Below are 21,809 nucleotides of genomic sequence, written 5' to 3'. Positions count from 1 at the left end.
GAAAGACGATCAGGTTGATAGGTTCGAGGTGGAAGTGCAGCAATGCATGCAGCTGACGAATACTAATCGGTCGAGGGCTTATCCTACGAACATTCGCTCGGATGTTCAACTTCGGACAACATCAGCTAAAACAAAACCATCGCAAAGGTTCGTATCCAGTTTTCAAGTTGCAAACCAACTAATTGAATAACCCACTTGTGGGTTTTATTTCATTGAATTTGGTAAGCCTTGAAACTTATACACATGCCGGTGTAGCTCAGTTGGTAGAGCAACTGACTTGTAATCAGTAGGTCGTGGGTTCGACTCCTATCGCCGGCACCATTTTTTCAAAATTGAGCCATTAGCTCAGTTGGTAGAGCACCTGACTTTTAATCAGGGTGTCGTAGGTTCGAGTCCTACATGGCTCACCATTTTCGTTTAACGACAATGGGGGCACGTTACATTATGCGCGTATGGCGGAATTGGCAGACGCACCAGACTTAGGATCTGGCGGGCGACCGTGGGGGTTCAAGTCCCTCTACGCGCACCATATTTACCTGCGGAAGTGGCTCAGCGGTAGAGCATCGCCTTGCCAAGGCGAGGGTCGCGGGTTCGATTCCCGTCTTCCGCTCCATTACAGAATTTATTACTTGATATAGCATGACGGTTTCCAGTTCATCTGGGAATCGTCTTTTTTTTGTGTTGAATAGGCAAAGAAAAGCCGCCTTTGTCGTGATGGATTCACGAAAGGGCGGCTCGTTTTATTTCTCTTCAAAAGGCAGAAGGACTTCTTTTGCAAGTGACTTGTAGGATGGATCGAAGTAAGCGGTAAATGCCAGATTTGCTGAGATAGGCTTGGCGTCACCGGCTAAACTGCTGGATTTCGCGACGTCGAAGGAATCAACCGTAATTAACCTTGGCAGCTTTTGCAGTTCTTCGATATAACGCAATATGTCAGCGTATTTACCTTTAATAACTAGGCTTACTTTGAGCTGTTTCACATTAGGACCAAATGAAGTGCTGCTGTCTGTTGTAGAATCAGTATTTTCGCTTGCACTTGTGTCCGCATTCTGTTGATCGTCAACACGGTCAGGAGTAAAGGTAGCTGTAAGAGCCTCGCCACCGGTGCTTGATTCAATTTGTTGTAAATCAAGTAACAACTGCTCTGTATTATCCCATAACGGCAGCGCTTGCTGTACATTTTCCTTGGAAAATTCGTTGCTCGCTTCTTTTTTCTCTGCGAGTTTTTTACTCAGCAGATTGTATTCACTATTCAGACGTTCAATCTCGGCTTGTTGATCGGTAATTTGATCCGCTGATGGTTTTAGCAAGTAGCTATAAATTGCAAACAAGGCCAGAAACAGTACTGCCACTAAGAGCACGGATAGGGAACGGTTTTTAGTTAGTTGTTCCATTGTTCTCATCCTCCTTCGACTGCTTCATCTTGACGCTAAATGAAGCTGTATATGGATTGGAGACGGAGATCCCACCGCTATCGGTAGATATGGCCATAGTCTCACCCTTGGACAGTGTCTGCAAACCGGCATCTTCAGTAAAAGATAAGCGGTGTAAATCGAACAAGTAGCGGGACATATCCTTCATCGAGTTAAAGCTGGCGGTTAGAGAAATCTGTCCTTGTTCCGTGTAGCCAAGTGTACGGATTTCAGCACTTATTGGGAGCTTATGCTCAAGCTCATTAACGATCGCAACTACGTCTGTTTGTTTCTTTTTGATTGCTTCTATTTCAGAGAGTGGATTTGACTGGCCATGGGCAGTTCCTGTAAGCAATTCATTTTGGGCGAGGGCAATTTGATCATTTAAGGTTTGCACCTGATCCTTGTTATCAGATATTTCAGTACGGTTACTCATAAAGGAATAACCGATGAGTGCCATAATCAGCAGCCAAGCACCTAAAGCGCTAGTGAGAACAACAGGGAGTAGTTTGGCTTCACGATTAACTTTGGGAAGCAGGTCGATGTTGAAGCTTAGATCCTTTGGAAGAGCCAAGCCGGCAGGAATCAAATAATTGCCTTGCTCATCATCTAGGCTTCCGTCTTCAAAGGAAGGAAAATCCGCTTCATGGATGGCAATTTCCGCTTGTGTCTCACGCAGTATGGAGATAAGGTCATGCTGTGCGGATACGGCTCCAGCTACGATAGCTTTACTAATGCGCGAGGCGCCTTCATGAAGCCCGAATTGATAGAAATTCAAAATCCGCGAGATCTCCGTACTTAGCTCTGATAACTGGGATTCGTTCAAGTGACCGGGTTGATGACCGCCACTTTCTAATAAGTTAATCGCCCTCATGAAGATGGGGCTGCCTTCATGGAACATAAAGATCTCGAGCATAGAATCACCGATGTTGAGGACCATCGTTTCGCTTGTTTTTTCGGCTTGTTGTGCAAATAGTGATTTTGCTAGGGCTGCTGCAGGGAAAGTGATGGCTTTAACGCGTAAGCCGGAATCCTCCATTAATTCCATAGCGGTGCGAATCCATTTAAGCGGAGCGGCAAATATCAAAACCTGTGTACTAGTCTCATCCTTGCCAATCTGCAGATAATCGTAGATCGGCTCTTCGAATGGAAGATGGAGCGTCGTTTCAACCTCCAACTCAATTAATGACCGAAGCTCTTTATCGTTGGTTGTAGGGATGCGCATTTTACGTACGATAATTTGGGATGTAGGAACAGCAAGAGAAACGGATGCACCGGTTAGCTTCTCCCGTTGGATCCATTTTTTAAAGATACCGCGGATATCATCCAATTTGACAAACTGATCATCAACAATGGTACCTTCAGGTAGCGGAAGAAATCCGGTCCGATCCAACTCCCATCCTTTTTTCTTGCGAAGCGTAGTGAAACGGATGGCGGTTTGTTCAATAGTCAGACCGATTTGTTTAGAGCCAATGGTTATCAACAAGATCACATCCCGCTTAGGTTATTATAGCTAGATATCCTTTTATAAGATCGTCTCCGAAGCAATACGCGGCAAGCGTCCCTATTGCAAGGAATGGACCGAAAGGAATCGGTTGTTTTCGTTTGACTAGATGAAATAGCTGCAAGGTGCCGCCTACGATTGAACCGGTGAGACAAGCAAGAAGCATTGCAACTAGAATGTGGGGAAGACCGATAGCCAATCCACATACAAAGAATAGTTTGGCATCCCCTAGCCCCATTTGGCCGCGTGAGAGAAGATTAATCAGCAGCAGCATGCCACCGCCGAGTATTGCACCTACCGCGTAATGCCATAGCGGTTGGTCATGATGTAGAAGTCGAGCAAGCACGAGCAAGGGAAGGAAAGCTATAAGTACTTTGTTCGGGATTAACATGTACTTCAAATCAGACACGGTAATGATAATGGACAGACTGACTAGTAATAGACCGGTCAATAATTCTAGGCTTGTGCCTAGGAGTAAAAACATGCTCATGAACAGTATACCGGTAATCGCTTCACCGAAAGGGTAAACAGGCGATACCGTTATACCGCAATGATGGCAGCGGCCTCGTGCAAACAGATAGCTGAATAAGGGGATTAAATCACGTTTTCTGAGCCGGGTCTGGCAGCTTGTGCAGTGGGAGGGCGGATGAATCAGAGACTGTCTAAGAGGTACTCGCAAGCCCACGACGTTGAAAAAGGAGCCACATACGAGTCCGAGAATAAAAAAATAAATTGCTAGGGCAGTCGTCATCGTGAATGGCTACTTTCTATCTGAAATGAAGAGAAAGGAACCGGAACGAATTCCGGTTCCTGTGCGATCTGAAAGGTGTTATTTAAGATCATCAGTATCATATTTTTTATCATCTGTGGTTTTTGTTTTATCTGTACTGATCAATACTTCTGTGAGATTACCACTAGTATTAAAAGTAACTGTCCCATCTGTAATTGCTGTCTTTGTACTTGGAAGAATAATATCGGTAGAAAGATAGCCTTTGGAGATTAGACCTGGAGTAGTTGCATCGCCAACGATTGGAATTGCACCAGCAGTTTTAAAATCACCATTTAACTCAGATGTTACATAAATTCGTGAAGCATCGTAAATTTGACGAGCAGTTGCAATATCCGAATCAGTCTTCGACTTGCTTATAATGCTAGAAATAAGTGGAATTGCAATCGCAGCTATGACCCCCAAGATGACGATAACAGCTAGTAATTCAATCAGTGTAAAACCTTTCTCATTCTCTCTTGCACGCTTTAACACATTTGCTACCATTTTTAATTCCTCCCTGAATTGTTTTTAACTTGCCTACTTAGCCCATTTGACTATATAGACTGAACATAGGCAGCATGATGGCTGCCACGATGACTCCGACCATACCGGCGAGAAATACGAGCAAGATAGGCTCGATCAATGACTTCATCCGGTCGACTGTGTTCTCGACATCCATTTCATAGAAGTCCGCCACTTTAGATAGCATCAGGTCAAGAGAGCCTGTCTCTTCCCCGATTGCAATCATCTGAGTGACCAGTGGCGGGAACACCCATGATTTCTTGAGCGGATCCGATAACGGTGTACCTTGTCTTAGTGAATCCCCTGCGCTTCGAATGACTTTCCCTACGACCCGATTGGCTACAACCTCTTCGACGATGGTAAGAGCTTGAAGCATCGGAACCGAACTCGCATAGAGAGAAGACATGGTGCGCGACATTTGGGCAATTACGCCCTTCTGCGAAAGCTTGCCGAAGATCGGCAGTTTAAGTTTCATGTAATCTATTGTATAGGCTCCTCTTGTGGTGCGTTTGGCAGTAATGAAACCGACAACAACAAGCACAACAACAAGTAGCCATAGATACCACTGATTTTGGATGCTGTTACTGGCTGCCATAACTATTTTTGTAATGGCCGGGAGTTCGGCATCCATGGAATCAAACATATCCACAAACTGAGGTACAACTGCTTTAAGTAGATAAATAACGGCTGAGATGGCGAGAAAACCTACGACCATCGGATAAGTTAAGGCAGATTTGATTTTTTCCTTGGTCATATGCTGCTTCTCGAAAAATACAGCAAGTCGCTCGAGCGTACCTTCCAGATCGCCGGACTCTTCGCCTGCGCGGATCATGTTGGTGAACATAGAAGGGAAGATTCGCTTATGCTCCTGCACGGCCTGCGAGAAGGCGTTACCGCGAAGCAAGCCCGAATGCACGTCGACGAGTGCCTTCTTAAGCGGTTTGCTCTCTGTTTGCTGGGCTAGAATGCCCGTAGCATCGAGAATCGTGACACCTGCGCGAATTAGCGTTGCGAATTGGCGGCAGTAGATGATGAAATGCTGCATTTTCACCGGGTTACCGATGTAGATGTCCATCGATAGAATCGTGTTTCGGTGTTCATTCACCGAAAGAACGACTAGCCCGCGTTTACGCAGCTCTTCAACCGCCGTCGATTTGTCCATTGCGGACATTTTGCCTCTTAGCTGCTTGCCGCCGCCTGTTTTGACATGATAGGCAAATTGAGCCATTAGTAAGCACCTTCAGTCAAGTACACTTTGGCTGCAGCCGGATCGACACGTCCCGACTGTAGAAGCTCCTTAATCGAAGCGTCTAGCGTATGCATGCCTAGCGCGCGCCCTGTTTGCATGACGCTCTTGATTTGATGGATTTTCTCTGTGCGAATAAGGTTCGCGACAGCAGGGGTATTGATCATAATTTCCGTAGCACAGGATCTGCCTTGTCCGCCCGGGCGAGGCAGCAGCCTCTGTGAGATAACCCCTAGAAGAACAGCTGCAAGCTGCGTACGGATTTGTCCTTGCTGATGAGAAGGGAAAGCATCGATAATCCGATCAATCGTCTGTGGAGCATCTGTTGTATGTAAGGTCGCAAACACTAAATGTCCGGTCTCGGCTGCCGTGACCGCTGCTGAAATCGTCTCCAGGTCGCGCATCTCGCCAACTAGGATTACGTCCGGGTCTTGCCTAAGCGCCGCCCGAAGTCCGTTGCTAAAGCTCTTCGTATCATTGCCGACCTCACGTTGATCGACCACCGATGCCGAATGCGTATGGAGAAATTCGATCGGATCCTCCAAGGTGACGATATGCTTCTTCTGCGTTCGGTTGATGTAATCGATCATGGCCGCTAACGTCGAGGATTTACCGCTGCCTGTCGGACCTGTAACGAGGACAAGTCCTTGATGCTTATTAGCAAGCGTCTCGATGATCGCAGGAAGCTGCAGCTGCTCAAGTGAAGGGATTCGCGTAGGTATCGTCCGGATTGCAATGCTCACTTTGCCACGCTGGCGGTACGCATTGATCCGGTATCGAGAGTAACCCTCTAGCTCGTAAGAAAAGTCTACCTCACCGGCTTGCTCAAAGTGTGCCAGCTGCTCGCTGTTAAGCAGGGACGCAGCCATTGCTCTGGAGCGTTCAATCGTAACTGCTTCCTCACCCAGCCGTTGAAGTGTGCCATGAACCCGCATAACAGGAGGCGAGCCAACGGAAATATGAAGATCAGATGCTTTGCTCTCATGTGCTTGCTGCAGCAAGCTTGTGATCTGTTCCAATACTTGTGTCATATCGGGCCTCCTAACTAATGGGATACTGTCTCTTGCAGCACTTCCTGCAGGGAAGTAATGCCTTTGACGGCTTTCTCCAGGCCATCATCCATCAGCTGGATTAACCCGTTCTTCTCAGCAGCGACTCGCAAGTCTTGAATGGAGCTCTCCTGGCTAATCTGCTGCCGAATGGCGTCATTAATGCCGAGCACTTCATGGATTGCGACCCTGCCGCGATAACCGGTTTGGTTGCATGTACCGCAGCCTGTGCCTTTATACAGCTTGTCCGCATGAAGTCCGTGATTTTGCAGGAAGATGCTTTCTTGCTCGGATGGCGTATAGGCTGTCGAACAATCCGGACAAACGCGCCTAACGAGCCGCTGAGCAACCACGCCTACTAAAGAAGAGGCAATTAAGTAAGGTGCAATCCCCATATCCCGGAACCTCGTAATGGAGCTGACGGAATCATTCGTATGAAGCGTCGATAATACCAAGTGTCCGGTTAGCGAGGCGCGAATGGCAATCTCTGCCGTTTCCGAGTCGCGAATCTCACCGACCATGATAATATTAGGATCTTGACGGAGAATCGAACGCAGCCCTGTTGCAAAAGTAAGTCCGATCTGTGGATTTACGTGGACTTGGTTGATTCCCTCAAGCTGGTACTCGACCGGATCCTCTACGGTAATGATGTTAGAGTCTTCTTTGTTGAGATGCTGAAGGGCGGAGTAAAGCGTCGTTGTTTTACCGCTGCCCGTCGGTCCGGTAATGAGAATGATACCGTAGGGAACTTCAATCATTTCTCTGAAGGTTCTATGGTTATGCTTGCTGAAGCCTAGCTGATCGAGTGCCTTAACACCGACGCTTAGATCGAGAATCCGCAGTACGATCTTCTCTCCATGAATGGTTGGCAGCGAGGAAACCCGGATATCGATCGTCCTGTAGTCTACTTGCATCTTCAACCGGCCATCCTGCGGAAGACGGCGTTCAGCGATGTTCAGCTTGGCCATAATCTTAAGCCGCGCCGTGATAAAGCCTTGCATTTGCTTCGGAATGACTCTCTCAGTCCGGAGTACACCGTCCAGACGATAACGGATGTTAACGTTCGTTTCGCCCGGATCAACGTGAATGTCGGAGACCTGAAGCTGTACAGCTTGCTGAATCATCTGGTTCACCAGACGAACAACGGGAGAATCCTCGTCCGTAATCTCGGTTTCGCGGATTTCATCGGCCGTAGGCAGCTCGCCCATAAGCTGAGACATGGAATCTTGCAAACCATAGTGACGAGCGATAGCTCTTTGCAGTTCATCTCTCCCGGAGATAGCCGGTTCGATACGAAAGCCGGTGGACATGCGGAGCTCTTCGATCGCAAAATAGTCCAGCGGATCAGCCATTGCGACGAGCAGTTTGCCGCCTTCTTTATGAATTGGAATGGCTTGATATCGGCGAGCCAGACTCTCGGGAATGATCTGTGTAATAGAAGGCTCGATTTGATATTTGAACAAGCTGACATGTGGGATGCCCAGTTGATATTCCAATACCTCGAATAGTTGTTGCTCCGTTATGTATCCTTGCGTGATGAGCAAATCGCCGAGCTTCTGTTTGGTCTTGCCTTGTTCTCGCAGCGCTTGCTGCAGCTGTTCTTCAGAGATGACATTGCTCTCGATGAGAAGGTCGCCCAGCCGTTTCTTCTTCACGGTACTCATCTCTACACACACCCTCATTCAGTTATTCCAGCCTATTTTCCAGTGAAACGAATTTAGGTCTATCAGACTAGAATCGCTAGAGTAATATATTTCCAATAATGACAAAAGATAAGCAAGATATTCCAATTTCCGCGTCTGTTAAGCCTATTATACACACACAGTGTTCTATTAGACAATATTGGATTTTTCTTTACAAAATCATCTATTTAATTGCTGTAAACTTATGTATAATAGAGACACATAACTAGTAGTTCTTTTGAACTGTATCGAATTGTAGCAATTAGAATTGAAGGGATGGGGAGGGGAAGCTTTGAAATCCAGGATGAGTACTAGAATGAACGCAAGATTGAGAGCGAGAATGAAAGCAAAAACCATCGTTGTCAGACTGCTCTTTCTAAGCATGATTGCCGCGCTAATCATTATTCCGGGGCTGTATTTGAAGGATGCGTATGCGAATGGCACAGTCTATTATGCGATTAAGGCTGATACAAACTTTATCACTGTCGGCGGCAGCGGCGTGCTGTACGCCAACACGACAAGCATTGGGACAGCAGCTGAACAGTTCGAGTTGATTGACAACGGCGGGAATACATATTCGATTAAATCAAAGTCGACCGGCAAATATGTGACTGCACCATCTGAATCATCCAGCTCGATTCCGCTGGCGGCAACCGCTGCTGCAATTGGTGAGAACGAGAAGTTTAAAATGGATGATGAGCGTTTACTGGCGATTAAAGCAAATGTATATGTGAAAGTGAACTCGACATCCATGCAGCTCTTTGCTTCAGAAACCAAGAAGAGCAAAGGAACGGAGCTCCGCTTTACCCAAAATGTGACCAAGCTGCTTGAAATTACGGATGGTGGCGGAACGTCAGATTTGCAGCCAAAACTCGGATCACTTCCGAACATCTCTATTGATACCATCAGTATGAAACGCTTCGTCGCTCTGCGCGGAGATCTCGATGGTAAGTATGATGGAATCTATATCGGCAAGGGATACTTCAACCCAACCAAAGTAATCAAGACGAGTTCCAGCAATCGAGCCGCTGCGCATGAAACGGTTAGCTTGGAGAACGATATCACTCTCCTCAAGGCAGGGGAGATCGTCGATGACTTTATTACCAAAGGGCAGCCCGTCTTCATCTACAGCGATACGACGACCGGCTTACTGAATCAAGGCTATAAAAACTCATCCGGAAATTTTGTTTCGCTCCGAGGGAATCTGTATAATACTTTCGCTCCATACTCCTCTGCTGGAAGGGATAACGTCGTCTTTCTGAATGCCACAGGCTTGTCTAATTTAGCAAGTAATCTATCCAACTCCAATTCAATTTACAGCAAGCTTCTAAATCAGCGGCCAAAGCTTGTGCTCAGCGGCCAACCAACCTCCTATCTTCTTGACTCATCTGCACTCTACCGTGCGGGGGATACGTTGTCCTTTCATTTCAACGTTCCGAATTATACAAATTTTGGAGACGGGAGATTGACGGCTAATTTGTATCTTGGCCTTGATCAAGCCGTAGCCTTCGGCAATGATCAAATCGTTGCGTCCTCCGTTGTGACGAATAACAACGACGACAGCGAGTTAACTTATGTCCTTCCTAAAGGTTATTCCGGCCTCTATTACTGGAAGCTTGAAATCGTAGATCAAACAACGAAGATGAAGAGCTATGAAACAGGTGTATTCAAATATCGCGATCAATTGACGAAGGTACGCGTACTGCAAGTGATGCCGAATGATTCTGACACGAGCAGCTTGAAGAAAAGCGGAAACTTAGACCAAAGCTTTTTGAGTAAAACAAATGAGTACGAGATTTCCATTACGACGATGAAATTCAATGATTTCAACTCGACAGGCAAAGCTAATCTCAACGGAAATTATGACATGCTAATTTTTGGTTTAGCGGACTCTTATAATTCCAATGCCAGCATTACCGTGGATACGGCGAATGTCGTCAATAATTTTATTAGAACCGGCCAGAGCGTTATGTTTACGCATGATACCGTATTCTCCAGCAGCGAGAATGATCGGAATACGTGGATCAATCAATTCCAGCAAACGACCGGCCAGATCGAGCCTTGGACGAATTTGGGTCTGAGTGCGCCGAATACGTCAACTGTCGTGAAGAAGGTTAACGACGGGTTGCTCACTCAATTCCCTTTCATTTTGAGCGACACGCCTAAAGTAGCGACAACGCATAACCAATACTTCACACTGGATTTGGAAGATGAAACTGTCGTTCCGTGGTACAACATTATCGGTTCTAACCGAGATGAGAATGATAGCTGGAACCACTACTATACCTATTCCAAAGGGAATGTGACGTACTCCGGAACGGGGCATACCAATAGCGGTTTCCCAACCTGGGAGCAGCAATTGTTCGTCAATACGATGTATCGTGCATACATGGGGTCTAACCATGCACCAATGCTGACGGTGTATAACCCGCTCGATTATTCGTCTGCGACGGACAACTTCATTCCAAGCTATCAGAATATTAATCTCAGTTTTAAACCGGAGGATTATGATTTTACGGATCGCAATCTAACCGTTTCAGTCAAGTACTCCTATAATGACGGTACCGGGCTGAAGACGATCACGCAGCCGATTACAACGGCTGTCTCAGGAACGACCATTAACTCGGTGATCACGAATCCATTCACAGCCGGAGACGGAGATCTCTCCATCGAAATTACGGTAACGGATAAGACAGGTGCAAAGATTACGAAGACCATTCCGGTGAAGGTGAAGAAGGTTTCGTCCAATCTGACTGTGAAACGTACCATTTCCGGTTTGAGCTCAGGTTCGGAACTTACGCTGGATAAAGGTACATCAACAACCTTGACGTATACGGCAACGCCTAAAGACATTACGAAATCCGGTTCAGTTGATGCTTCTACACTGAAGATTCAAGGGATCACGTTTGCCGAAACACTCCCGCCCGGGCTGGAAATTGTCGGGACTCTTCCTTCGGGGATTACGGCGACCGGGAATGTAAGTACGGGGTATAAGCTTAACGGAACGTTCAATACGCTTACTTATACGCTAAGTGGATCAACCTATACGGCTCCGCAGATCCAATTCAGTATAACGGTGAAACCGACCATTACAGGGACGTTGCCGCTTAACAATTCGAGCCTTACATTTAAGGACGTAGGCCAGACAGCAACGACGACACTTCCTTTTGACACGTATTCCTTGAACTCCATTGTTCGGCTGACTGGCTTAAGCATCGGCGTGCAGGATGTTACGCTCGTGAACAAGAAGGACAGTACGGGCGCTACAGTGTATGACACTGCGACAATTATTCCGACGTTTACGCCTGCCGATGCAACGCCTAAATTCACCTGGACTTCATCGAACACTACAGTGGCTACAATCATCACGACGATTGCAGGCAACGGGTATGTTACCGGTGTTGCGCCGGGCGTAACAACCGTGAGAGTAACCGACTCTATTACCGGACAAACAGCTACCGCACAAGTAACTGTTCTGGAATCGGGACTTAACATCATCGGTGACTCTACAGTAACAGCGGGCATGACGATGGACTTGTCAGGGGCTCTTGTCAAACCATCTCGCGAAACGGTGAGCAATATCGAGTGGTCGATATTTAATCCGGCAGATGGATCATTGAGTACCGGCAGCGGCTGGCAAACGAAGCTTACCGGTCTTAAAGCGGGTACCATCAAAGTTTCCCTTCATGTGACGACTACGTATAACTCGACGATAGACGGGTCTACGGTGACGACTTCATATGATGCATCCAAGGATATTACCATTACGAATCCGGTCTTATCCTTAACAGGAAGCAGCAATCTCACTGTCGGAGACACAATTCCGCTTACCGCTGCTTTGCAGAAGTCGCTCTCAGATAACACACCGATTACGGATAGCCGAGTGATCCAGAGTGTGAGCTGGACTCTGAAAGAGGCGGATAAGCAGAAAATTGCTTCGCTTCCTGCATCTACAGGAAAGCTGCTCGTGAATGAGCTGAAAGGCCTTGCTCCGGGCACTGCCACCGTCGTTGTTACAGTGAAGCTGTTAGACAATACGGTGATCACGAAGGAATTATCGATTACGATTGAGTACCCGGTGCTTACATTGACAACAGGGACATCATCAATTGGAATCGGCGATATCGCTCAACTTACTGCAAAGCTGCAGAAGTCGGCTACAAACACAACAGCCGTTACGGATGATAGTGTCACTATTACATGGGGATTGGGCAGCACAAGCGATTCAAGTCTTGCGAGCCTGGGAACCGCAGCAAGCAATCAGTTTACGAATCAGCTCCAAGGGCTTGCTCCGGGCAACGTAACTGTCGTCGCTTCCGTAAAACTTGCTGATGGCACGGTAATTAAGGACACGCTGCCGGTGACGGTAGTAAGCCCAGATCCATCATTGGTTGGAACGCGTACTACTATCAGTATAGGCGATACGATATCGCTGACCGCAGCGTTGAAGAAATCGGTAAGCAGCAATACAGAGATTGCTGCAAGTATGATCAAGGATGTTAAATGGGGGCTGGAAGGTTCTAATGCGGAAGAATTAGTGGATCTGCCAATCCCAACAGGCAAGCAGATGAACAATTCACTCAAAGCTATAGCTCCGGGTAATGTAACGGTCTTTGTGAAATTTCAGCTCATGAATGACACGTGGGTTTCGGCGAGGCGATCGATTACGATCGAGGAACCTTATCTGAACTTGTCAGGTCCAGTAAACATTAGCCTTGGTGACACCGTGGAACTGAAAGCGACACTGCAGAAGTCTCAATCGAATAGTGCACCGATCGCGGATGATAGCGTGATTCAAGGTGATCTTGAATGGGATCGTTCGAATACGAAAGTAGAGCTGCTTTCCAATTCATCAGGCAAGCAATACACGAAAAATCTGCATGCGCTTGTTCCGGGAACCACAACAGTGACGGTCTCCTTGAAACTGCAAAACGGAACGCCGTATTCGAAACAAGTGGAGATTACCATTAATAAACCGGTTGTCACCTTAAGTGGGCCGCTTAAAGTCGGCGTAGGCGATGTCATCGAACTAACAGCCGGATTGAAGAAGTCGGAAACGAATTCATCGCCGATTACCGATACCAGCCTAATTAATGGTGTGACATGGAGTCTGAAGGAAGCGGGAGCGGATCAAATCGTTACACTTCCGGCATCCACGGGTAAAAACTTCACTAATGATCTTAGCGCAATGGATAATGGGAATGTGACCATTATCGTGTCTGTGAAGCTGCTTGATAATTCAGTAGTGAAGGAAGAGCTCCCGTTAACCATTCAGAATCGCGCATTAAAGCTCGATGGCAGCCTGATCGTTAAAGCTGCTTCGGCATTTAATTACCCGGTTTCATGGGAAGGAGCTGCCGGCACGCCAAGCTTTACGTATGAACCGGAGTGGACCTTGCTGAATAGCCCTTCTAAAGGGACTAGCCTTACAGGCAGCCACAACTCGGCAAAATTAACGACAGGCTGGCAGGATGGCGGCACCGTTACCATTCAAGTGAAGGTGAAGTCGCCGGCCGGTAAAGTATTTACAGAAGAGTTGACGGTCGATATTGTACTCATCAAATTACCTGCTACCGTGCCTCATCTGAAAGTAAATCAACAGATGAATCTGGCATCCAGCCAATCTTTGAGTATCATACCGGCTAAGCATAGGGCTACTATAGTGCCTAGGCTTGTATGGACATCCGCCAACAGCAATATTGTAGCGGTCTCGGCTAATGGCGTCATTGAAGGCATCAATTACGGTTCAACGACGATCACCGTGTATGATCCCGTGCTGCAAATTACGCTTACTGTCAAAGTTACGGTCGACAAGAGCGACAAGTATTAAGGAGTAAGTAAGGGGCTGTCTAAACATCATCGAATGATGACGCGAGGCAGCCCCTTCTCATTGGTCAAACCAAAAAAGATGGCGCAGAGTCTTAGCTCTGCGCCATCTTTTGCGATTCATCATGAGACTTAATTCTGAACGGGAAGCAGCTTCTTCTGACCGATATTGACCCTGATTTTATTGACGCGTGGCAGACCGGCAAGCTGATTGATAAAGACGTCTTTATTGTAATCGATGACAAAACGGGCATGTTTCTGATCAAGTCTTCCTTCATCTTGTGGATCAAAAAACAAGGTGTTCCCGGTTTCAGTCGAGGTGGTATCACCAAGCACGGCGTTAATGGTGATGCCTTCCTTGGCAAAGAATCCGCCGTGAATCCAGAAGAGGGAGCCTACGCCATAGAGCTCAGCTGTTTGGTCGGTGTAGAAGAAGCCATCCAATGTATGAATGCTGGATTGTTTATAGCCATCGCCTAGCGGTTGGAAGGCGGTGACCCGATAGATGTCAATGGGACCATTGGCGATCATGACCAGCTCTCTCTTCTTGTCATTCACGACCATCCCGCGAATCTGAGCATCCATGATTTCATTGAGCTCATCATGCTGTAAGGAGAAAATAGTGGAATCCATTTCAAGATCGCCGATTAACGTTACTTTGCCCTTAACGAGAATGTTGGCTCGAATGGGGATAACGCTATTGGGGCCATCATTCTGGATGGTCAAATCACCATTTACGATAAGCCAATCATGAGTACCTTTTGAAGTGTAACGTATTTGATGGAGATCAGCTCCGACTGTTAGGTCTCCTTCTACAAATACAGCACCTGATAGGTTGCTGAACTGCGTATTCAGAGTGGTCATAGCACGATCATAATCTGCTTTAGCTTCATTATAGGAATCTTGCTCTTCGCTCGTAGCACCACTGTCAGGCAATGTAGGAGCCGTAGGAATGGTAATGGGGCTGATGGATTGTAATTCACTTAAGAACCCCTTCAGATGGGTCATTAGTGCATCCCCGGAATCCAGAGGCGTGTAGGCACTCCATAAGGCTTCTCTCAATTCTGGATCAGCACCTGTGCCCAGTGCATCATAAGCTTTATCGACGAAAGATTGCGCCACGTCGATAGATAGGAACTTCTTCTTTTCCGTTAGCTCCACTTTGGAGTCCAGGTCATGGAATTGAGGATCTCCCAGATTCTCAAGCGGCTGATAGGTTCCCTGTGGATCGATGCGATATTTAATTTTGCTTTGCGATTGGATTTGAATTTTACCATTCCCCAGGTCATCGCCGTCCGGCACATAGATGCCGTCCAATGCCGAGCGATCTTCAACCGGGTCGACATAAAGAAACTGTGTATTGGCGTTAAGCGGGTTGTTCAAGTAGGTATAGTTCGCGACATTTTGGATGAGCAGCTCATCGCCGGCATAGATGTTGCCTTTGAAGGAAGGTGCACCGTTGATGACAACATCACCCTCAGAGCCAAATGCATATTTCAGAAAATCCGGGAAGGTATCCAGCGTCATATCCTGTACCAGATCTCGCTTGACGCCATTCACTTCCGCTTCGGCTGTTACACGAATGGTGGTTAAGAAGTCTTCCGTGCTGGATTGAGTGGCAGTGCTTTGATTTTGACAATATAACCGTTGTTTTAAAGGGTTGACCGTACCGAGAATGCAGATGTTTTTGATACGATATTCCGGCTTCTTGGCTTCATCGAGCTCGGAGATTCCATCCTCATATCCGGTGAAGTTTTCCACGAATTCCTCTACATTCTGGGTTAATAGGGATGGACTGATCGATTGATTATCGAAGCGCGCCATAATGTGTGCCATCGCTTCACTAAGCGCCTTATCCGCAAGATGCACGGTTTGCAAATTATCCTCCGACTTCTGTGTCCGTGCCGCTCCGCCGATCGTAGCGCCAAGGACAGCTACACCGACGAGAGTAAAGAGCAGCATCATAAACACAACAAGTAAAAAGGCAGAGCCCTTTTCTTCACGTAACATCAGTCAGCTGCCTCCTCTTAAAATCCGAATCTGCTTTCTAATTTGAGATCGAAATTTCGGTCTCCATATTCCTGGCGCAGCTTAAGGTTAATTTCAATCATCCCGCTGCTGCAGCCCGTTTGGCCACTTACGCATTTTAATGTAATGGATGATGACTCATTATCTGTTGGAGTGCTTTTCGGCACAATCTCCGAATCGATGACGACTTCACGATTACCGATAAACAGAGCGCTCTTATTCGAGGTGTTAGGTTTAATGCTGATGACTTCACGCAGAGGGTCATCGCCCGTCTCTATAGGATCTTCAGAAGAAATCTCCGGCAGCGTCAGCGTAATCGACTGGCTGAGGCTGGCATCGGATTGCGAAATCCGGCTCGGTCCAACCCGGTACAATTCGGTTATGATGGAGGACATGATCAGATCGCCTTCGTCTCGAAGGGAGTTCTCGACGCGAACCTTGTTGTATGTATTCATGCCAAACGTAATGGAAGAGTAAATGACACCCAGAACGACGGACAGTAAAGTCAGCGAGGCAATCAGCTCCACTAGCGTGTAGCCTCCTTCTGCATCCTTACCGGTCAGGCGCTTTCTCAAGCTGTTAACGAATCGATTCATCGGTTATGTATCCCTCCACTTCCGAACGCTCCCGTTTGCTCGGACCGTTATCGCTACTGTGAGGCTCTGCCTCTTCAACTTCAACCTTGATAGGAAGTAGATATTTATCAATTCTTCCGCCATCGGGAGATGCTGTTCTTGTATCGAGCGAGTCGTAGAGGTTCTCTTGGAAGCTGATCGTGACATGATAGAGGATATCGTTGATTTTGGGATTCAAAATATAGACGAGCGTCTGCGGATCCCCTACGAGATCCTTATAATTCGTACAAGAACCGCTGGCTTCGGCACAGCCGCTTGAACTAATTACATTACGATCCTCACCAATGCCAAGCGGTTGTCCAACCTTGAAAAATTTGGCCATCTCATCAAAATCCGATTGTTTCTGCATATAAAACAGTGTATTTCGTGCCAGATTAACCATTACGGTCTTATTCTGGTTGCCCTTGGCGTAGGAGAGCGCATGGACAAAAAATCCTGTCATCGCGAGTCCGGCGACGGAAAGGATAATGAGGCAGGTCAAGATTTCAACTAATGTAAAGCCACTCTCTCCAGATGGCTGCTGCTGCTCGGTTACTTTCATAAGCATCACAGTTCCCTTCGTTATTCGCACATTTGCAGTATCTATTCGACACAGAACGTCGCAATTCCTCCTAGTTCTAAAGTCTCAGCGCGATAAAAATAAACCGTTCCCACTTAAGCGTAAACTTAAGAGAAACAGCGTTTTATTGATAGGACTAATTACTTAGTCATCGAGCGGGCGGCGGCCAATCAGTCAACGAGCGGAGCTACCGAAATAGCCTCGTACATGGGGCGTCGCTGCAGATGAGTTTGGTAGAGTGTAATAGCATCCGCTGACCACTGGAGCGGGGTGCCGGAAGGAGCAGTCTGAACCTTGAAGCCGCCAAGCTGTGAAAGCTCGAAGGATTCCACGCCGGCGTAGTTCCGTGCAAGCGTGAGATGGGGGTTGTACGAGCGGCTCTCGGGCATAAGTCCCAGAGGCTTCAGCTTCTGAGCTACATTTTGTTGCAGCTTATGCAATTGCTCGACATCGCCATGGACGCCGGACCATAGGACGGAGGGGCGAATCGGGCGCCCGAAGACGCCGAGAGAGTCAACCCTCAGCTCGAAGGCGGGAACAGCAGCAGCAGCTTCGCGAAGTGCTGTTGATATCGCAGGAATAAGCGCGCTCGGCGTATCGCCCAGAAATTGCAGCGTAATGTGATAATCGTCCATATGTGCCCATTTGCGAAAGGGAAGCTCTGACTTGATGTCCTCGCACAGAATAGATAAAGACTGCTTTATGGTATCCGGAACGGAGACGGCGGCGAACAAGCGGACCGTTTCTGCCGAAGTGATGGCTGGCGTATTCATAGATTCCTATCCACCTCTCTAGTGCTAACGATCTTCGATGATATAGCCTTGCCCCAATTCGAGCTCCATAAACCCGGCCATGCGGCGCGTCTGATAGAGGATCGACTCGTTGCTGCCCGTAAGAATGTAATTGCGCCGATCGGACGCACTTTCGGCTGGCAACGCAAAAGCTTGCACAGACTGAAACACTTCCAGCAGCGTCGTATAGATGGCGTTGATATGAGCATCATTTTCACGTTTACCCATCAGATTGATGAGGATTGCGCCGTTCTCATCCAGCTTGGAAACCACAAGCTCGAAGAAGCCCTTTGAAGTCAAATGCCGCGGCGTTCCTTTATCGGAGAAGGCATCGAGCACGATAAAATCATACGTATGCTCATCCTCACATGAGAGCAGCTCGCGCCCATCGCCAACCACCACATTATCGTCGCTATAGCCAAAATATTGCCTGCTTAACGCCACGACCTGCTCGTCCAGCTCCGCAACCTTAAACCGCTTCCCCGGGCAATTCCCCGCGATCGTTCCGATACCATGTCCGATGATAAACACACGCTGAAACGCTGAATTGCTGCTGTCCATGAGGTGAATCATAGCCTGGGGATATTCAAACAAGATCCGCCCGGGTTGATCTAAATCCATAGCCCCTTGCATGGCATTGTTCGAGAACTGGAGGACACGGAATCGACCGCGCTCTCCGCCATACTCACTCGTATCGTAAACGGTAATTTCATGCTGTCCGCTGCTTTCCCGGTGCAAAATCTGCACGATGATTCAATCTCCTTCGCCTCAGTAAACCTACTAAGTCATTATGAAATCCAGCGTATCGCATCTCTGGGCCGGATTCAATGCCGAACGAAACTTTGGAAGCAATTCTAAGATAATCCATCCAAAATGAATGAGCCACCTAAATGTAAGCGCAACAATCAGCGCAATCCGCCCGAATTGGCAAAAATAGAACGATATTCCGCGTTTGCAGGAATGATCATATGGGAATAAGATTTGTCTCAACAACTGAAGAAACCTTTGACCAAACGCTGAATCCTCGAAAGGGGAGCGGGGGAACCAACCTGAAGCCGTCTCATGAATAGAGCGGCTTCTCGGGGTGAATCCACAAACAGGCGCTGCTTGTTCAGGTAGGGCACTCTCAAGCCCGAATCCGACAGCTAACCTCGTAAGCGTATGAGAGAGAACCCCCTTCAATCGAGCTTGCAACAGCTTGTTTCTTTACGCTGTGATGAGGCCCGGGAGTAGAGTTTCTCTGCTCCCGGGCCTCTTTGTGTTGTCTACCTTCTACTAACAATCAGGAGAGTGAGTATGGTGAAAGATTGCAAGATTAAAGCGATTGAGTTGTTTCAATTTGATGGGGAGCTCACCGATGAAAGGCTGCCCGGACATAGTGAAGACTGTATTTGCGGTTTGCTCGCCATTACCACGAATGACGGCGGAAGTGGATTCATTGAATTTCAGATGCACGGCTGTAACCTGAGGGGGGACATTGTGCAGTGGACGGCCATCTACCAGCGAATTAAGGGTCTGACACTTGAGGAGAGTTTGGAATATATCCACCGGAAGCAGGAAGCATGGGGAACGGAACGCACGCATTTGATGGAATCGGCATTAACGAGCCTGGCCGAGCAGCTGGATTACTCAGCGAAAGGCATATCCAACCCTAATTGCGCATTATGGAATCGCGCGTATTTATTCGACCATTCGCAGGCCTATGTATCCTTCTAAACGGCGATAACGGCAATTTTTATACTTTTTTTACACCCTAGCCCCGTTATCTTTACCCCGTTTTTACAGCAACCCGTATTAAGATTTCACTATACCGATGAGGGGGAAGCCAAGTATAGATTAATCCCTAATGGGGAAAATATTCTCAATTCACTGGTGCAGTTACAGGGAGGTAGTAAAGAGAAATGATGAATGATTTTGGAATGGTAGTATTGTTTGTTGCTGCATTTTCTATATTTTGGGGATTTCTTAAGTTTTGTGAGAAAGCCTAGGGAGGTAACGCTATGATTATCGTCGGTATTATTGCAGCTGTTCTAATTTTGTACCTTGGATTTGTATTAGTAAAACCTGAAAAATTCTAAATGGTAAGGGCGGAGGATTCATAACATGAGTATGGGATTCATACAGGTTGCCATAACGCTTATCATCATTGGCTTATTGGTTAAGCCGGTAGGCAGTTATTTAGTTAAAGTCTTTCAACGAGAAAAAACGGGGCTCGACCGTGTGTTCGGTCCCTTTGAACGCATGCTGTATCGGTTGATGGGCGTACGCGAAGATGAAGCAATGGGATGGAAACAGTATATAGCGGCCGTCCTGCTTACCAACTTCGTCATGATGATTCTACTGTATCTGGTCCTGCGGGTTCAAAGTTTCCTGCCGCTCAATCCGGATGGGATCGGCAATATGCCGGCAGCGCAGGCTTTTAATACAGCCGTATCGTTTATTACGAATACAAACTGGCAGTCGTACTCAGGTGAGAATGGACTCTCATACTTGTCTCAATTGCTTGCGATCACCTTTCCGATGTTCACGTCGGCGGCAACCGGCTTTGCAATAGCGATTGCGTTCATTCGCGGACTCATCGGTCGTCAGGATAATCTGGGTAACTTCTATGTGGATATCGTACGCGGAATTACGCGTGTATTCCTGCCGCTCAGCTTCTTGGTTGCATTGTTCTACGTATTCCAAGGCATTCCGCAAACGTTCCAAGGTGCAGTAGATGCGACCACGATTGAAGGGGCTCAGCAGACGATTACCAGAGGCCTTGTTGCAACACTGGAATCCATCAAAAATCTCGGTACGAACGGCGGAGGATGGTTCGGTACGAATGCGGCGCATCCGTTCGAGAATCCAACACCGCTTACGAATATGGTGCAAATCATTAGCATGATGCTGCTTCCTACAGCGCTTGTCTATGCTTTCGGTTTGATGATTAAGAACAAGAAGCAGGGCTGGGCCGTTTTTGGTGCGATGGGGCTCATCTTCTTGGTTATGCTGACTGTCGTATTTGTATCCGAGTATAGAGGCGTTCCGGCTCTTGATGCGGCCGGCCTTCACGGAAATATGGAGGGCAAGGAAGTAAGGTTCGGCATCTCTGAATCCGCCTTGTTTACGGCAGTGACGACAGCGGCAACAACAGGAGCCGTAAACAACATGCATGAATCGTTAACACCGATGGGCGGTTTTGTAGCGATCGCCGAAATGATGCTGAATAACGTATTCGGCGGTAAAGGCGTCGGGCTGCTCAATGGGTTATTGTATCTCATATTATCGGTATTTATTTGCGGTCTGATGGTTGGACGCACGCCGGAATTCCTCGGTAAGAAAATTGAAGGAAAAGAAGTGAAGCTTGCTGCAATTGCGCTGCTCATTCATCCTTTAATTATTCTGGCACCGACCGCGCTTGCTCTTGCAACGCCGGCGGCTACCGCGTCCATAGCGAACGCAGGTACGCACGGATTATCCGAAGTGCTTTATGCCTTTACGTCCGGCGCAGCGAACAATGGTTCCGCCTTTGGCGGTCTTACCGCGAATACCGATTTCTATAATGTAGGTATTGGTCTGGTTATGTTGTTTGGCCGCTATATTTCCATCATTGCCATGCTCGCGATTGCCGGCTCTCTTGCAATGAAACGCGTCGTACCGGTAACCACCGGAACGCTGCGCACGAATACGCCATTGTTCACGGGTATTCTGATCATGATCATTCTCGTGATCGGAGCGCTGACGTTCTTCCCTTCACTTGCACTGGGACCAATCGCTGAACATCTGGCCATGCCGCAATAAACT

Annotated in this window: 16 protein-coding genes, 4 tRNA genes, 1 rRNA gene and 1 riboswitch; of the genes, 9 read left to right on the top strand and 12 right to left on the bottom strand. The window is 47.5% G+C overall.

The genetic code is table 11. From position 1 onward, the window contains the following. The 5 genes from BM412_RS31710 to BM412_RS31690 all read left to right on the top strand — a co-directional run. Positions 1 to 86: ribosomal RNA gene (locus tag BM412_RS31710) — 23S ribosomal RNA — on the top strand; the annotation flags it as partial. A gap of 159 nt (positions 87 to 245) precedes the next feature. Continuing rightward, positions 246 to 321: transfer RNA gene (locus tag BM412_RS31705), tRNA-Thr, on the top strand. 13 nt (positions 322 to 334) lie between these two features. Then, positions 335 to 410 (top strand) — tRNA-Lys (locus BM412_RS31700). A gap of 36 nt (positions 411 to 446) precedes the next feature. Then, positions 447 to 529, top strand: a tRNA-Leu gene (locus tag BM412_RS31695). A gap of 9 nt (positions 530 to 538) precedes the next feature. After that, positions 539 to 613: transfer RNA gene (locus BM412_RS31690), tRNA-Gly, on the top strand. A 127-nt stretch (positions 614 to 740) separates the two neighbouring features. Here BM412_RS31690 and BM412_RS31685 read toward each other — a convergent pair. The 7 genes from BM412_RS31685 to BM412_RS31655 all read right to left on the bottom strand — a co-directional run bounded on the left by BM412_RS31685 (position 741) and on the right by BM412_RS31655 (position 8,166). After that, entirely contained in the window at positions 741 to 1,394 is a 654-nt protein-coding gene (locus tag BM412_RS31685) for a hypothetical protein (RefSeq protein WP_091225669.1), read from the bottom strand. Further along, the gene (gene pilM / locus BM412_RS31680) at positions 1,378 to 2,904 is read right to left on the bottom strand and encodes a type IV pilus biogenesis protein PilM (RefSeq protein WP_091225668.1); all 1,527 of its coding nucleotides are present in this window, start codon (positions 2,902 to 2,904) and stop codon (positions 1,378 to 1,380) included. Before pilM ends, BM412_RS31685 begins: the two co-directional genes overlap by 17 nt. A gap of 7 nt (positions 2,905 to 2,911) precedes the next feature. Further along, entirely contained in the window at positions 2,912 to 3,667 is a 756-nt protein-coding gene (locus tag BM412_RS31675; RefSeq protein WP_091225667.1) for a prepilin peptidase, read from the bottom strand. A gap of 78 nt (positions 3,668 to 3,745) precedes the next feature. Beyond that, positions 3,746 to 4,189 (bottom strand): type II secretion system protein, encoded by a 444-nt coding sequence (locus tag BM412_RS32810; RefSeq protein WP_218163207.1) that lies wholly within the window; start codon positions 4,187 to 4,189, stop codon positions 3,746 to 3,748. Between the two features lie 37 nt (positions 4,190 to 4,226). Then, entirely contained in the window at positions 4,227 to 5,435 is a 1,209-nt protein-coding gene (locus tag BM412_RS31665; protein ID WP_091225666.1) for a type II secretion system F family protein, read from the bottom strand. Next, positions 5,435 to 6,484, bottom strand: coding sequence for a type IV pilus twitching motility protein PilT (locus BM412_RS31660; RefSeq protein WP_091225665.1), 1,050 nt, complete (start codon positions 6,482 to 6,484; stop codon positions 5,435 to 5,437). The genes BM412_RS31665 and BM412_RS31660 overlap by 1 nt, the downstream gene beginning before the upstream one ends. A 14-nt stretch (positions 6,485 to 6,498) precedes the next feature. Further along, positions 6,499 to 8,166: a GspE/PulE family protein gene (locus BM412_RS31655; RefSeq protein ID WP_091225664.1), complete on the bottom strand. Its 1,668-nt coding sequence runs from the start codon at positions 8,164 to 8,166 to the stop codon at positions 6,499 to 6,501. Between the two features lie 322 nt (positions 8,167 to 8,488). Here BM412_RS31655 and BM412_RS31650 point away from each other — a divergent pair, with 322 nt between their 5' ends. After that, a complete protein-coding gene (locus tag BM412_RS31650; protein WP_143111733.1) occupies positions 8,489 to 14,014 on the top strand; it encodes a DUF5057 domain-containing protein in 5,526 nt (1,841 codons plus the stop codon). 128 nt (positions 14,015 to 14,142) lie between these two features. Here BM412_RS31650 and BM412_RS31645 read toward each other — a convergent pair whose 3' ends face one another. From BM412_RS31645 to BM412_RS31625, 5 genes are all read right to left on the bottom strand, one after another. Beyond that, the gene (locus BM412_RS31645) at positions 14,143 to 16,020 is read right to left on the bottom strand and encodes a hypothetical protein (protein ID WP_091225662.1); all 1,878 of its coding nucleotides are present in this window, start codon (positions 16,018 to 16,020) and stop codon (positions 14,143 to 14,145) included. A gap of 17 nt (positions 16,021 to 16,037) precedes the next feature. Further along, positions 16,038 to 16,634, bottom strand: a complete 597-nt coding sequence (locus BM412_RS31640) for a PulJ/GspJ family protein (RefSeq protein WP_091225661.1) — start codon at positions 16,632 to 16,634, stop codon at positions 16,038 to 16,040. Beyond that, positions 16,618 to 17,214, bottom strand: coding sequence for a prepilin-type N-terminal cleavage/methylation domain-containing protein (locus tag BM412_RS31635; protein ID WP_177246174.1), 597 nt, complete (start codon positions 17,212 to 17,214; stop codon positions 16,618 to 16,620). Before BM412_RS31635 ends, BM412_RS31640 begins: the two co-directional genes overlap by 17 nt. A 188-nt stretch (positions 17,215 to 17,402) precedes the next feature. Beyond that, positions 17,403 to 18,005, bottom strand: a complete 603-nt coding sequence (thpR, locus tag BM412_RS31630) for an RNA 2',3'-cyclic phosphodiesterase (RefSeq protein ID WP_091225659.1) — start codon at positions 18,003 to 18,005, stop codon at positions 17,403 to 17,405. Positions 18,006 to 18,029: 24 nt separating this feature from the next. Then, positions 18,030 to 18,770: a spermidine synthase gene (locus BM412_RS31625; RefSeq protein ID WP_091225658.1), complete on the bottom strand. Its 741-nt coding sequence runs from the start codon at positions 18,768 to 18,770 to the stop codon at positions 18,030 to 18,032. A gap of 257 nt (positions 18,771 to 19,027) precedes the next feature. Then, a riboswitch (cyclic di-AMP (ydaO/yuaA leader) is annotated at positions 19,028 to 19,198 on the top strand. 124 nt (positions 19,199 to 19,322) lie between these two features. Between BM412_RS31625 and BM412_RS31620 the strand changes: the two genes are divergently transcribed. The 3 genes from BM412_RS31620 (at position 19,323) to kdpA (ending at position 21,806) form a co-directional block, all read left to right on the top strand. Next, positions 19,323 to 19,739 carry a hypothetical protein gene (locus BM412_RS31620; RefSeq protein ID WP_143111732.1) on the top strand — a complete coding sequence of 139 codons (417 nt, stop codon included), beginning with the start codon at positions 19,323 to 19,325 and terminating at the stop codon, positions 19,737 to 19,739. Positions 19,740 to 20,023: 284 nt separating this feature from the next. Continuing rightward, positions 20,024 to 20,101, top strand: a complete 78-nt coding sequence (locus BM412_RS32965; protein ID WP_091225672.1) for a potassium-transporting ATPase subunit F — start codon at positions 20,024 to 20,026, stop codon at positions 20,099 to 20,101. A gap of 31 nt (positions 20,102 to 20,132) precedes the next feature. Further along, positions 20,133 to 21,806 carry a potassium-transporting ATPase subunit KdpA gene (gene kdpA, locus BM412_RS31610; protein ID WP_091225671.1) on the top strand — a complete coding sequence of 558 codons (1,674 nt, stop codon included), beginning with the start codon at positions 20,133 to 20,135 and terminating at the stop codon, positions 21,804 to 21,806. The last annotated feature ends 3 nt before the right edge of the window (positions 21,807 to 21,809 follow it).

It is taken from the genome of Paenibacillus sp. BC26 (assembly GCF_900116125.1).
Lineage (GTDB): Bacteria > Bacillota > Bacilli > Paenibacillales > Paenibacillaceae > Paenibacillus_Z > Paenibacillus_Z lignilyticus.
This window is presented reverse-complemented; position numbering and strand designations above follow the sequence as displayed.